Annotated in this window: 12 protein-coding genes; all 12 read left to right on the forward strand. The window is 71.1% G+C overall.

The features are described from left to right. Positions 1 to 6: 6 nt before the first annotated feature. Positions 7 to 2,571, forward strand: a complete 2,565-nt coding sequence (locus OG798_RS12265; RefSeq protein ID WP_328756972.1) for an ABC transporter permease — start codon at positions 7 to 9, stop codon at positions 2,569 to 2,571. Positions 2,572 to 2,675: 104 nt separating this feature from the next. Next, positions 2,676 to 3,575 (forward strand): LLM class F420-dependent oxidoreductase, encoded by a 900-nt coding sequence (locus tag OG798_RS12270; RefSeq protein ID WP_097226512.1) that lies wholly within the window; start codon positions 2,676 to 2,678, stop codon positions 3,573 to 3,575. Between the two features lie 57 nt (positions 3,576 to 3,632). Then, positions 3,633 to 4,058, forward strand: coding sequence for a GNAT family N-acetyltransferase (locus OG798_RS12275; RefSeq protein WP_095855982.1), 426 nt, complete (start codon positions 3,633 to 3,635; stop codon positions 4,056 to 4,058). Between the two features lie 160 nt (positions 4,059 to 4,218). After that, positions 4,219 to 5,562: a hemolysin family protein gene (locus OG798_RS12280; protein ID WP_097226511.1), complete on the forward strand. Its 1,344-nt coding sequence runs from the start codon at positions 4,219 to 4,221 to the stop codon at positions 5,560 to 5,562. Next, positions 5,559 to 6,572: a hemolysin family protein gene (locus tag OG798_RS12285; protein ID WP_328756975.1), complete on the forward strand. Its 1,014-nt coding sequence runs from the start codon at positions 5,559 to 5,561 to the stop codon at positions 6,570 to 6,572. The genes OG798_RS12280 and OG798_RS12285 overlap by 4 nt, the downstream gene beginning before the upstream one ends. Positions 6,573 to 6,645: 73 nt before the next feature. After that, complete coding sequence (locus OG798_RS12290) at positions 6,646 to 7,428, forward strand: SGNH/GDSL hydrolase family protein (RefSeq protein WP_095855979.1); 783 nt, start codon at positions 6,646 to 6,648, stop codon at positions 7,426 to 7,428. 36 nt (positions 7,429 to 7,464) lie between these two features. Continuing rightward, positions 7,465 to 7,803 (forward strand): DUF4326 domain-containing protein, encoded by a 339-nt coding sequence (locus OG798_RS12295; RefSeq protein WP_095855978.1) that lies wholly within the window; start codon positions 7,465 to 7,467, stop codon positions 7,801 to 7,803. A 136-nt stretch (positions 7,804 to 7,939) separates the two neighbouring features. Further along, positions 7,940 to 8,554 (forward strand): hypothetical protein, encoded by a 615-nt coding sequence (locus OG798_RS12300; protein ID WP_328756976.1) that lies wholly within the window; start codon positions 7,940 to 7,942, stop codon positions 8,552 to 8,554. Positions 8,555 to 8,618: 64 nt separating this feature from the next. Beyond that, positions 8,619 to 8,852, forward strand: a complete 234-nt coding sequence (locus OG798_RS12305; RefSeq protein ID WP_095855976.1) for a ferredoxin — start codon at positions 8,619 to 8,621, stop codon at positions 8,850 to 8,852. Next, positions 8,849 to 10,243: an NAD(P)/FAD-dependent oxidoreductase gene (locus OG798_RS12310; protein ID WP_121416826.1), complete on the forward strand. Its 1,395-nt coding sequence runs from the start codon at positions 8,849 to 8,851 to the stop codon at positions 10,241 to 10,243. The genes OG798_RS12305 and OG798_RS12310 overlap by 4 nt, the downstream gene beginning before the upstream one ends. 24 nt (positions 10,244 to 10,267) lie before the next feature. Beyond that, a complete protein-coding gene (locus OG798_RS12315) occupies positions 10,268 to 11,506 on the forward strand; it encodes a cytochrome P450 (RefSeq protein ID WP_267061214.1) in 1,239 nt (412 codons plus the stop codon). Positions 11,507 to 11,643: 137 nt separating this feature from the next. After that, the gene (gene purB, locus OG798_RS12320) at positions 11,644 to 13,086 is read left to right on the forward strand and encodes an adenylosuccinate lyase (protein WP_054229009.1); all 1,443 of its coding nucleotides are present in this window, start codon (positions 11,644 to 11,646) and stop codon (positions 13,084 to 13,086) included. Positions 13,087 to 13,100: the final 14 nt, after the last annotated feature.

Below are 13,100 nucleotides of genomic sequence, written 5' to 3' on the forward strand. Positions count from 1 at the left end.
GCGGCCGTGCTCAAGGCGACTCTGCGAAGCTTCCTCGCCCACAAGGGACGACTGCTGCTCTCGGCGCTGGCCGTCGTGCTGTCCGTGGCGTTCGTGGCGGGCAGCCTGATCTTCTCGGACACGGTCACCCGTACGTTCGACCGGCTCTTCGCCTCCACCGCGGCCGATGTGACCGTGTCGCCGAAGAACGACCTCAAGTCGCGGGTGGCGACCGGCGCCACGCCGACGCTGCCCGCCTCGCTCGCGGACCGGCTCGCGAAGGTCGACGGCGTGGCGGCCACCCACGTGGACGTGAGCGTCGAGAACCTCACCATCGTCGACCGCGACAACAAGTCGATCGGACCCACCTCGGGCGCGCCGACCATCGCCACCAACTGGCAGGTCACCAAGCGCAGCCCGGTGAAGCTGACCTCCGGTCACGCCCCGCGCGGCGCCGACGAGGCACTGCTCGACGCGGACACCGCCCAGCGCAAGCACGTGGCGATCGGCGACACCCTGACGGTGCAGGCGGAGCGCACCTTCCCGGTGAGGATCGTCGGCATCGCCACGTTCACCACCACCAACCCCGGTGCCGCGCTGCTGTTCCTCGACACCCCCACCGCGCAGACGAACCTGCTCGGCAGCCCGGACGCCGCCACGAGCATCGCGGTGGACGCGGCGCCCGGGGTGGCCGACGCTCCGCTCAAGCAGCGGATCGCGGCGCAGGTGGGCACCGGGGCCTACGAGGTGAAGACCGCCGACGAGCAGGCCAAGGACGCCGCCGCGCAGCTCGGCGGATTCCTGGACGTCATCAAGTACGTGATGCTCGGCTTCGCCGGCATCGCCGTACTGGTCGGCGTCTTCCTGATCGTCAACACCTTCTCGATGCTCATCGCCCAACGCACCCGTGAGCTGGGCCTGTTGCGCGCGCTCGGCGCGGACCGGCGGCAGGTGCGGCGGTCCGTGCTCACCGAGGCGCTGCTGCTCGGTCTGGTCGGCTCGACGCTCGGACTCGCCGCGGGGATCAGTCTCGCCCTCGGGCTGATCCGGCTCATGAGCGCGTTCGGGATGAACCTCAAGTCCACCGAGATGGTGATCGGTTGGCCGACCCCCGTCACGTCGTACGTCGTCGGGGTCGGCGTCACCTTCGTGGCGGCGTATCTCCCCGCCCGCCGCGCGGCCGGTGTCTCCCCGATGGCGGCCCTCTCGGACGCCGAGGTCGCCGGGGTGGGAAGGCCACTGCGGACGCGCGCCCTGGTGGGCTCGGTCGTGGGCGTGGCCGGAGCCGCCGCGCTGGCCGGCTGCGCCACGGCGTCGAAGACCGCGACGTCCGCCTCCCTGCTGGGCCTCGGTGTCGTACTCACCCTCATCGCGACGGTGATCGCGGGTCCGCTCCTTGTGCGGCCGGTGATCCGGGTCCTGGGCGGTGCCTTCCCCGCCCTGTTCGGCCCGGTCGGCCGGATGAGCCAGCGCAACGCGCTGCGCAATCCGCGGCGCACCGGCGCCACGGCGGCCGCGCTGATGGTGGGCCTCGCGCTGGTCGGCGGGATGTCCGTGGCGAGCGCGTCCATGAGCAAGTCCTTCGACCACCAGATCGACAAGACACTGGGCTCCGACTTCGTGATCCAGAACAGCAACTTCGTGCCGTTCACCAGGGAGATCACGGACAAGGTGCGCGCCACCCAGGGTGCCGGGCTCGTCGTCCGCCAGCGGTTCACGCCGGTCGCGGTGCGGCTGCCGGACGGCAAGCGGGTCGAGACGACCGCGGCGGGCTACGATCCGCGGCTCGACGACGTCGCCCACGTCACGTACACCCAGGGGGACACGGCGGCGGCGCTCGGTGCCGGGCACCTGTCGATGGACGCGAAGTTCGCGCGGGAGCACGACGTGCGCGTCGGCAGTGTGATCCCCGTCGAGTTCCCCGCCGAGCGGAAGACCGAGCTGACGGTGGGGGCGCTCACCGACCAGGAAGGCTCCGGGGGCTTCGGAATGCAGGGCGGGCTGGTCTTCGGCTTCGGCACGGTCGAGAAGTACGTGCCCGGCGGGCAGGACTCGGCCCTGTACGTGAACGCGGCCCCCGGCACGAGCCCCGACCGGCTGCGCGCGCAACTGGAGCAGACGCTCAAGCCCTATCCGCAGGTGCAGGTCCGTGACCAGGCCGACTACAAGAAACTCGTGCACGACCAGATCGCCGTGCTGCTCTACCTCGTGTACGCGCTGCTCGGACTCGCGATCGTGATCGCGGTGCTCGGTGTGGTCAACACCCTCGCCCTGTCGGTGGTCGAACGCACTCGTGAGATCGGGCTGCTGCGCGCGATCGGGCTCGCCCGGCGCCAACTGCGCCGGATGATCAGGCTGGAGTCGGTGGTGATCGCCGTGTTCGGCGCCGTCCTCGGCCTCGCGCTCGGGCTGGTCTGGGGCGTCTGTGTGCAGCGGGTCCTCGCGCTCCAGGGCATGAAGTCGCTCGCCATTCCCTGGACCACCATCGTCGCCGTGGTCGTGGGTTCGGCGGTCGTGGGCATCGTGGCGGCGCTGCTGCCGGCGCTGCGTGCCTCGCGCATGAACGTCCTGGCGGCCATCGCGCACGAATGAGCTACGCGTCCTGTTGATGTACGCGTCCTGTCCACCGATGTACTCGCGTCCGGCCCACTCCGTTCGCCCCTTGCGCACAAGTGGCTTGTGAATGAGGAGAGTTCATGTCGCAGTCCTTGGGCTCCTCGCGCCCGTTCCGGTTCGGCGTCAATCTGCTCGCCCCCGCGCCCCTCGACGAGTGGCGCGCCAAGTGCCGACGCGCCGAGGAACTCGGTTACGACGTGATCCTGGTCCCCGACCACCTGGGCATGCCCGCGCCCTTCCCCTCGCTGGTGGCCGCGGCGGAGGTCACCGAGCGGCCCCGCCTCGGCACCTTCGTGCTCAACGCGGGCTTCTGGAATCCCACGCTGCTGGCCCGCGAGGTCGCCACCACCGACACGCTGACGGGCGGCCGCCTCGAACTCGGGCTCGGCACCGGCTACATCCCGGCGGAGCACGACACGGCAGGCCTCCCCTGGGGCTCGCCGCGCGAGCGGGTCGACCATCTCCAGCGCACCGTGGAGGAGTTGGAGCGCCTCCTCGGTTCGGACGAGCACCGGCCGGGAACGGTACAGCGGCCCCGCGTGCCGCTGCTGATCGGCGCCAACGGCGACCGGATGCTGCGGCTCACCGCCGAGCACGCGGACATCGCGGCGTTCACCGGGGCGCGCACCAGCCCGGGCGGCACGCTGGAGCCGATCACGGCCGCCGAGATGGACGAACGCGTCGCCGTGTACCGGGAGGCGGCCGAGGGACGCAAGGAGCCAGCCGAGCTCAATCTGCTGATCCAGATACTCGCCGTCACCGACGACCGCGGCGCCGCGATCCGGCCCTGGCTGCCCCGTATTCCGAACCTGACCGAGGACGAGGTCCTGGAGCTGCCGATCGTGCTGGTGGGAACACTGGAGCAGATCGTGGCGCAGGTGCGGGCGCAGCGGGAGCGGTACGGGTTCTCGTATCTGACCGTCCTGGAGCCGAACATGGAGGCGTTCGCCCCCGTCGTCGAGGCGCTGCGGGGCGAGTGACCGTCCGGATCCTGGAATTCGGCGCCGCCCCATGGAACGCGTGATGGGATCGGCGCCATGACCGACTTGCGGATACGGGCCGCGACGCCCGAGGACCTCGGCACCGTGCTGGCCTTCTGGAAGGTGGCGGCCGAGGGCACGAGCATCAGTGACGACCAGGACGGCGTGGAGCTACTGGTCGCCCACGATCCGGAGGCGCTGATCCTGGCCGAGGACGACGGCGAGCTGGTGGGCACGGTGATCGCGGGCTTCGACGGCTGGCGCTGCCATCTGTACCGGCTCGCGGTGCATCCCGGGCGGCGCCGCCGCGGGATCGGCTCGGCGCTGCTCGCGGCCGCCGAGGAGCGGTTCGTACGGCTCGGGGGGCGGCGCTCGGACGCGATGGTGCTGCGGCGGAACGAGACCGGGCAGCATGCGTGGCGGGCCGCCGGGTACGAGCTCCAGGAGCAGTGGCGCCGCTGGGCGAAGCCGCTCACCGACTAGCCTCCAGCTCCCAAGAGGGTACTTTGCCGATCCTTTACCATGGGAGGATCACCCGGTCCTCCCATGAAAGGTGTGAGCGTCCGCCGATGGGCGAGCCTCCCCGTACCCGACATCGCGCGATCCCCCCGCCCCTGGCCGATCATGGGACGGAGGTGACCCGATGACCGAAGTGCTCCTCCTCCTGGTGGCGGTGCTGCTCTCGCTGGCCTGTGGCGCCTTCGTCGCGGCGGAGTTCTCACTGACCACGGTCGAGCGCAGCGAGCTGGAGCGGGCCGTCGAGCGCGGCGAGCGCGGCGCGTCGGGCGCCCTCAAGGCCGCACGGAATCTGACGTTCCAGCTGTCCGGAGCCCAGCTCGGCATCACCGTCACCAACCTGGTCGTCGGCATGCTCTCCGAGTCGTCGATCGCCAAGCTGATCGCGGGTCCGCTGGAGTCGCTCGGCGTCTCGCCCTCCGCGTCCCGTTCGGTGGCGCTGGTCATCGGTACGGCCCTGTCGACGGTCTTCCTGATGGTCGTCGGCGAGCTGGTCCCCAAGAACTGGGCGATCTCCTCGCCGCTCGCCGTGGCCAAGCGGGTGGCGACGCCGCAGCGCTGGTTCAGCGGCGCGTTCCGCCCGTTCATCACGCATCTCAACAACACGGCCAACCGTGTCGTACGGGTCTTCGGCCTCGAACCGGCCGAGGAGCTGGCCTCCGCGCGCGGCCCCCAGGAACTGGTCGCCCTGGCCCGGCACTCCGCCAAGCAGGGCGCTCTGGAGGCGGACACCGCCGAGCTGTTCGTGCGCACCCTGAACCTCGCCGACCTGACCGCGGAGAACGTGATGACCCCGCGCGTCCAGGTCATCGCGCTGGACGTCCAGGCGACCTGCGAGGACGTGGCGAACGCGACCCGGGCGACGGGGCTGTCCCGCTTCCCCGTCTACCGCGGCAACCTCGACTCGGTCGTGGGCGTGGCACACATCAAGGACGTGGTGGCGATACCCGCCGAGTCGCGGCCCCGCACCCCCGTCTCCCAGATCATGCGCGAACCCCTGTTCGTACCGGAGTCACTCACCGTCGACCGGCTGCTCGACCGGCTGTCCGGCGGACGCACCATGGCCGTCGTCATCGACGAGTACGGCGGCACGGCGGGCGTCGCCACCCTGGAGGACATCGTCGAGGAGGTCGTCGGCGAGGTCCGCGACGAGCACGACCCGCACGAGACGCCCGACCTGGCCCCGGCCGGCACGGACGAGGAAGGGCGAGCGCTGTACTCGGCCGACGGGTCCGCCCGCACCGACCAGCTGGCCCGCGTCGGGCTGCGGGTGCCCGAGGGCCCCTACGAGACCCTGGCCGGTTTCCTCGCGACCAGGCTCGGCCGCATCCCCGCCGTCGGCGACGCCGTCGAGGTCGCCGGGTGGCGGCTCGACGTGGTGGACGCCTCCGGGCGGCGGGCCGCGCGGGTGCTGCTGCACGCGCCGCGCGACGGGGAGCAGCACGACGACGAGGAGAGGGGGCCGCGATGACCGTCGTACAACTACTGATCGGGCTGGCGACGCTGGTCGTGAACGCCTTCTTCGTGGGCGGCGAGTTCGCGCTGATCTCGGTGCGCCGCAGCCAGATCGAGCCGCATGCCGAAGAGGGCGACCGGCGGGCACGCAGCGTCCTGTGGGGTCTGGAGCACGTGTCCGCGCTGCTGGCGGCCGCGCAGCTGGGCATCACCCTGTGCACGCTGGTCCTCGGCATCGTGGCCGAGCCCGCGATCGCGCACCTGCTGGAACCGGCGTTCCACGCGATGGGCGTCTCGCAGAGCGCGGGCCACGCGATCTCGTTCGTGATCGCGCTCGCCCTGGCGACCTATCTGCACATGCTGCTCGGCGAAATGGTGCCGAAGAACATCGCGCTCGCGGAACCGGTGCGCACCGCGCTGCTGCTCGGACCGCCACTGGTGGCGCTCTCCCGGGCGCTGCGTCCGGTGATCTTCACGGTCAACGCCTTCGCGAACGGCCTGCTGAAGCTGCTGCGGGTCGAGACGAAGGACGAGGTCGTCGCCACCTTCTCCGACGACGAGCTGGCCAGGCTGGTCAAGGACTCCGGCGCGGCGGGGCTCATCGACGACCGCGCTCTGGAGCGGTTGCACGACGCGCTGGAGCTCGGCCGCCGGCCCGTACGGGACGTCGTGCTGCCACTGGAACGTGTCGTCTACGCGCGCGTGGGCGTCACCCCGGAGGAGCTGGAGCGGCTGTCCGCCGAGTCCGGCTTCTCGCGCTTCCCGGTCGTGGACGAGGGGCGCCGCATCGTGGGCTATCTGCACGTGAAGGACGCGCTGGACGCGATGCCGCGCGAGCTGCCGTTCCGGGTGGAGGACATGCGGCCCATCGCGCGGGTGCGGGAGAGCACCCCGCTGGACGACGTGCTCACGGCGATGCGCCGCAGTCGTACGCACCTCGCGGCCGTCATGGGCAGCGACGGACGGATGACGGGGCTGGTGACGATGGAGGACGTGCTGAGGGAGCTGTTCGGACGGACGGTGTGAGCCCGGCCGGTCCTGGCCCGGAGGAGGCCCGACCGACCGGCGAGTATGCGTGCGGGTTAGCATCTTGTCCGCCATGCAGACGAATGCCACCTACACCAGTCTTGTCGCGGTCGGCGACTCCTTCACCGAGGGCATGTCGGACCGGCTGCCCGACGGCTCCTACCGCGGCTGGGCCGACCTCCTCGCCGGCCGGATGGCCACGCGGACGCCCGGCTTCCGGTACGCCAACCTCGCGGTGCGCGGCAAGCTGATCGGACAGATCGTCGAGGAACAGGTGGACGTGGCGGTCGCGATGCGGCCCGACGTGATCACCCTCGTCGGCGGACTCAACGACACGCTGCGCCCCAAGGTCGACATGGGACGCGTCCGCGCTCTCCTGGAGGAGGCCGTGGAGCGGCTCGCCCCCGCCTGCGAGCGGCTCGTCCTGATGCGCAGCCCGGGCCGCAACGGTCCGGTGCTCGAACGGTTCCGGCCGCGTATGGAGGAGCTCTTCTCCGTCGTCGACGAGCTCGCGGATCGGCACGGCGCGCTGGTGGTCGACCTCTATGGGGCGCCCTCACTCGCCGACCCCCGGATGTGGGACGTGGACCGGCTGCATCTGACGGCCGAGGGGCACCGCCGGGTCGCGGAGGCCGTCTGGCAGACGCTCGGGTACGAACCCGAGGACAAGGAGTGGCGTACGGCGATGCCGCCGACGGCGCCGCCCGGCTGGGTCGCCCGCCGCGCCGCCGACGCCAGCTTCGCCAGGCAGCACCTGCTGCCGTGGATAGGACGACGGCTGACGGGACGCTCATCGGGTGACGGACGCCCGGCCAAGCGGCCGGAGCTGCTGCCGTACGAGGGGTCCGTGGGGTAGACACCGGTGGGTAGGCGGACGGCCGAAGGGAATCCCATGCCCACCACCGTGATCAACCTCAAGGGTCATATCCACGAGTTCGGCGCCCGGCTCGAGCACGCTCCCGCGGACCTCGTGTACATCGGCCGCCGCTGGACCATGGGCCACTGGGACCTCCCGCAGCACCCGCTCTACAACCCCTTCGCCTACGACACCCCCACCAAGAAGCGCGACGGCACCCGCGCCGAGATCATGGAGAAGTACCGGGCGTATCTCCTCGAACGCCCCGACCTCCTCGATCAGGTGCCCGCCCTGCGTGGCAAGACGCTGGCCTGCTGGTGCGCACCCGAGCTGTGCCACGGCGACATCCTGGCGGAGCTGGCCGACGCCTCGTAGCGCGGCCGACTCCCGCAACCGGCCTCCGGCTGAGCGGGGCGTCACCCCCACGGGTGTCCCCGGTGGCGTGGGCACACCGGTGCCTGCTTGCTGGACCGAGAGGGGAACGGGGGCTTCGGGAAGAGAGCGAGCGCCGATGAAGCCGAGGGAACAACGGCTGCGGACGCCGCGGGCCGCCGGGCTGGCGGGGACGGTGTTCGCCCTCCTGATGGCGGCGGCGATCGTGCTGGTGCGGATCGCGATCCCGGCGGGGAACGCCACCGACGCGACCGTTGCTCCGAACGAACAGTGGGCGGTGCGTACGGCTTTGGAGATCCTCCCGTTCGCGGGGATCTTCTTCCTGTGGTTCATGGGCGCGCTGCGCGCACGGGTCGGCGATGCCGAGGACAGATTCATCGCCACCGTCTTCATGGGCAGCGGACTGGTCTACGTGGCCACCATGTTCGCAGCCGGCGCCGCGGCGGGCAGTGTACTGAGCCAACCCTCCGGCTTCGGCCGCCACTTCTCCTACACGCTGATGACGACGTACGCGCTCCGCATGGCCGCCGTGTTCGTCTTCACGACCTCGACCATCAGTCACCGTCTCGGCGTCCTCCCCCGTCCGCTCGCCGTCCTCGGCTATCTCGCGGGGCTTGTCCTGCTCGTCGCGGGATCCTCACTGCCCTGGTCGGAGCTGGTCTTCCCGGCCTGGGCACTGGCCGTCAGCCTGCACCTCCTCCGTGCCGGCCTGCGCACCCCGGCGAGCGGCTGAGCACCCTCTCGCGCATGCTGTGGAGGAGGGGGACGAGAACGGGCCACGGAAAGGCTGATCCTCGGTGAGGCTTGTCGTCGATCTCAACCGCTGCCAGGGATACGCGCAGTGCGCGTTCCTGGCTCCCGATGTTTTCGCCATGCACGGGGACGAGTCCCTGCTCTACAACCCCGAGGTCGAGGAGGATCGGCGCGAGGACATGGCGCGAGCCGTGGCCGCGTGTCCCGTCCAGGCCATCGTGGTGGACGCGAACTCCCCCGGCGGGAACCCCGGAACCGACCGGGAGGCCGACCGGTGACCGCCGACGGATCGCTGGACCGGCTCAAGCGTGCGGGTCGCATCGTCGTCGTCGGCGCCTCGCTTGCGGGACTTCGGGCCGCGGAGACCTTGCGCGAGAAGGGGTTCGCCGGTTCTCTCACGATGATCGGGGACGAGCGCCACGAGCCGTACGACCGACCGCCGTTGTCCAAGCAGGTCCTGCTGGGCAGGGCGACGGCGGACCGCACCGGCCTCCCCCGGCACCGCGCCATCGACGCGCAGTGGCGCCTCGGGGTTCCGGCCACCGGCCTCGACATGGCGGCCCGGCGGGTACGGCTGGCCGACGGCGACGAGGTGGAGTACGACCGGCTGCTCATCGCCACCGGTGTCCGGGCCAGACCCTGGCCCCAGGAGGACGAGGCCGAGCTCGACGGGGTGTTCGTGCTGCGGACCCGCGACGACGCCGAAGCGCTGGAGCGCTCGCTCGCGCAGGGCCCCCGCCGTGTGCTCGTCATCGGCGCCGGGTTCACCGGCTCCGAGATCGCCTCCGCCTGCCGGGAACGCGGGATCGCGGTCACCGTGGCCGAGCGGGCGGGCGCGCCGCTGGTCGGAGCGCTCGGCGGAGTCGTCGGCCAGGTGGCCGCCGAGCTGCACCGCAAACACGGCGTCGACCTGCGCTGCGGCGTCATGGTGACCGGCCTGGAGGGCGACTCCGCGGGACACGTCCGCGCCGCGCATTTCTCCGACGGGAACACCATCGAGGCCGACGTGGTGGTCGTCTCCCTCGGTGCCCAGCGCAACACCGAGTGGCTCGTCGGGTCCGGACTCGGCGCGGGTCCCCGCGGGATCGCCTGTGACGCCGGGTGCCGGGCCTTCGACATCCGGGGCATCGTCACCGACGACATCTATGTGGCCGGCGATGTCGCACGGTCCCCGCACCCGCTGTTCGGATACCAGTTCCTGTCTCTGGAGCACTGGGGCAACGCCGTCGCCCAGGCCGAGACCGCCGCGCACAACATGCTGAGCGACAGCGCGGACCGCCGCCCCCACATCTGGGTGCCCGCCTTCTGGTCCTCCCAGTTCGGCGTGAACATCAAGTCCGTCGGCGTGCCGTCGATGGGGACGGAGATCCTCATCGCCCATGGCTCCCGCAGCGAGCACCGGTTCACCGGCGTCTACGGGTACCAGGACCGCGTCATCGGCGCCGTCACCTTCGACCAGACGAAATGGCTGCAGTTCTACCAGCAGCTCATCGAGACCACGGCGCCGTTCCCGCCGACCTCCCCCACCGTGGACCGCCGCCCCGAGGGGCAGCAGCCGATGCCCGCGGACTTCCCCGACCCGTCCGTGCCCACCCACGGCCCGACCGTCACCCTCAGCGGATACGCGCCGGACGACCGGCGGCTGACGTTCGCCCCCGCTCGGCACTGATCCGACGTTCCCTAGGACGCACTCATGACCGAAGCCATCCTGCGGCAGATCATCGACTACGCCCACCGTGCCAATCCGTATCCGCTGTACGAGGAGCTGCGCAAGACGCCGGTGTACCACGACGCGGACGGACCGTTCGTCCTGAGCAGGTACTACGACATCCAGAGCCTGCTCCACGATCCGCGCATCAGCTCCGACGCCCGCAACCTGAAGACGCCGGCGACCGCGAACCCGCTGGCCGCCGAGGCGGACGAGGAGACGGCCCTTCCGCCGAGCTTCCTGCGGCTCGACCCGCCGGAGCACGACCGGCTGCGGCGCATGACGAACCGGCCGTTCGGACCGCCGCACTCCCCGCGGCGTGTCCACGAGATGCACGGCGAACTGAAGGACATCGTCTCCGGGCTCATCGACGGCATCGACAACCCGGACCGGATCGATCTGGTCGACCAGTTCTCCTATCCCTTCCCCGTGACCGTGATCTGCCGGCTGCTGGGGGTGCCGCGCGAGGACGAGACGCGCTTCCACTCCTGGGCGGACACGATCGCCGCCAGCCTGGACCCCGTCCCGGGCGCCGACATCGACGAGCGCGCCAAGGTCTCCCACAACGCCCGCACCGAGCTGGGCATGTATCTGGCCGGACTCATCGAGGAACGCCGCAAGAATCCCGGTGACGACATGCTGTCCCAGCTGTCCACGGCGGGAGGGCCTGACGGTGTCATGACGACGATGGAGGTCCTGAGCACCGCGGCGCTCCTGCTGATCGCCGGCCACGAGACGACGGTCAACCTCATCACCAACGGCATGCTGACCCTGCTGCGCAACCCCGACGTGCTCGAGCGGCTGCGCAAGGACCCGAACCTGGCCGTCCCCGTCGTCGAGGAGCTGCTGCGGTTCGAGCCGCCGGTGCAGCTGCTGCCGCAGCGCACCACCCTCACCGACATCGAGGTCCGCGGGGTCACCATCCCCAAGGGCGCGTCGCTGTGGCTGGTACTGGCGGCGGGGAACCGCGACCCCGACCGCTTCGAGGATCCGGACCGCTTCGACCCGGACCGCAGGGACATCCAGCACCTCGGCTTCGGCAGCGGCATCCACAGCTGCTTCGGCGCCCCGCTCGCCCGCATGGAGGCACAGCTCGCGCTGAGCGAGCTGGCCCGCAGACTGGAGAACCCCCGGCTGCTGGAGGACCCGCCGCCCTACCGGCAGAACGCGGTCCTGCGCGGCCCGCGCCATCTGCCGATCGCCTGCGACGGCATCCGCCCCTAGGCCCTGTCGTCACATTCCCGTCTGCCCCGCGACGACAGGACCTAGCCCCGCCCGGCCAGGGCCACCGCCGCTGACCTGGGCTCCGGAACGTGCGGACGTTCCGGAGCCCGTCCGGACGGCGGGTAAACTCCGTCCACGTGACTGCCGCGCCTGCAAAGCCCCGTATCCCCAACGTCCTCGCCGGACGCTACGCCTCCGCCGAGCTCGCCACGCTCTGGTCCCCCGAGCAGAAGGTGAAGTTGGAGCGTCAGCTCTGGCTCGCCGTGCTGCGGGCGCAGAAGGACCTCGGGATCGAGGTCCCGGACGCCGCGATCGCCGACTACGAGCGGGTCCTCGACCAGGTCGACCTGGCCTCCATCGCCGAGCGCGAGAAGGTCACGCGGCACGACGTGAAGGCGCGGATCGAGGAGTTCAACGACCTCGCCGGGCATGAGCACGTACACAAGGGCATGACGTCCCGGGACCTCACCGAGAACGTCGAGCAGTTGCAGATCCGGCTCTCGCTGGAGCTGATGCGCGACCGCACGGTGGCCGTCCTGGCGCGGCTCGGCAAGCTGGCGGGCGAGTACGCCGAACTGGTCATGGCCGGCCGCTCGCACAACGTGGCCGCCCAGGCCACCACCCTCGGCAAGCGCTTCGCGACCGCGGCCGACGAGCTGCTCGTCGCGTACGGCCGCGTCGAGGAGCTGCTCGGCCGCTACCCGCTGCGCGGCATCAAGGGCCCGGTCGGCACCGCGCAGGACATGCTCGACCTGCTGGGCGGGGACGCGGCGAAGCTCGCCGAGCTGGAGCAGCGGATCGCCGGGCACCTCGGCTTCTCGCAGGCCTTCACCTCCGTCGGCCAGGTCTACCCGCGCTCGCTGGACTACGAGGTCGTGACCGCGCTGGTGCAGCTGGCGGCCGCGCCGTCCTCGACGGCCAAGACGATCCGGCTGATGGCCGGGCACGAGCTGGTGACCGAGGGCTTCAAGCCGGGCCAGGTCGGCTCCTCGGCGATGCCGCACAAGATGAACACCCGCTCGTGCGAGCGTGTCAACGGCCTCATGGTCATCCTGCGCGGCTACGCCTCGATGACCGGCGAGCTGGCGGGCGACCAGTGGAACGAGGGCGACGTGTCCTGCTCGGTGGTCCGCCGGGTCGCGCTGCCCGACGCGTTCTTCGCCCTGGACGGTCTGCTGGAGACCTTCCTCACCGTCCTCGACGAGTTCGGCGCCTTCCCGGCCGTCGTCGCGCGCGAGCTGGACCGCTACCTGCCCTTCCTCGCGACGACCAAGGTCCTGATGGGCGCGGTGCGCGCGGGCGTCGGCCGTGAGGTCGCGCACGAGGCGATCAAGGAGAACGCCGTCGCCTCCGCGCTCGCCATGCGCGAACAGGGCGCCGAGCGCAACGAACTCCTCGACAAGCTCGCCGCCGACGAGCGCATTCCGCTGGACCGCGCGCAGCTGGACGAGCTGATGGCCGACAAGCTGTCGTTCACCGGTGCCGCTGCCGACCAGGTCGCCGCCGTCGTCGGCCGCATCGAGGAGATCGTGAAGCAGCACCCGGAGGCCGCGGGCTACACGCCGGGGGCGATCCTCTGACGCGGCTCACTCCC

The organism is Streptomyces sp. NBC_00271, from assembly GCF_036178845.1.
Classification (GTDB): Bacteria; Actinomycetota; Actinomycetes; order Streptomycetales; family Streptomycetaceae; genus Streptomyces.

Bases quoted from the DNA above. Each gene is read 5' to 3' on its own strand.
- OG798_RS12270 (WP_097226512.1), top strand. From the start codon at position 2,676: ATGTCGCAGTCCTTGGGCTCCTCGCGCCCGTTCCGGTTCGGCGTCAAT.
- OG798_RS12295 (WP_095855978.1), top strand. From the start codon at position 7,465: ATGCCCACCACCGTGATCAACCTCAAGGGTCATATCCACGAGTTCGGC.
- OG798_RS12280 (WP_097226511.1), top strand. From the start codon at position 4,219: ATGACCGAAGTGCTCCTCCTCCTGGTGGCGGTGCTGCTCTCGCTGGCC.
- OG798_RS12285 (WP_328756975.1), top strand. From the start codon at position 5,559: ATGACCGTCGTACAACTACTGATCGGGCTGGCGACGCTGGTCGTGAAC.
- OG798_RS12300 (WP_328756976.1), top strand. From the start codon at position 7,940: ATGAAGCCGAGGGAACAACGGCTGCGGACGCCGCGGGCCGCCGGGCTG.
- OG798_RS12275 (WP_095855982.1), top strand. From the start codon at position 3,633: ATGACCGACTTGCGGATACGGGCCGCGACGCCCGAGGACCTCGGCACC.
- OG798_RS12290 (WP_095855979.1), top strand. From the start codon at position 6,646: ATGCAGACGAATGCCACCTACACCAGTCTTGTCGCGGTCGGCGACTCC.
- OG798_RS12315 (WP_267061214.1), top strand. From the start codon at position 10,268: ATGACCGAAGCCATCCTGCGGCAGATCATCGACTACGCCCACCGTGCC.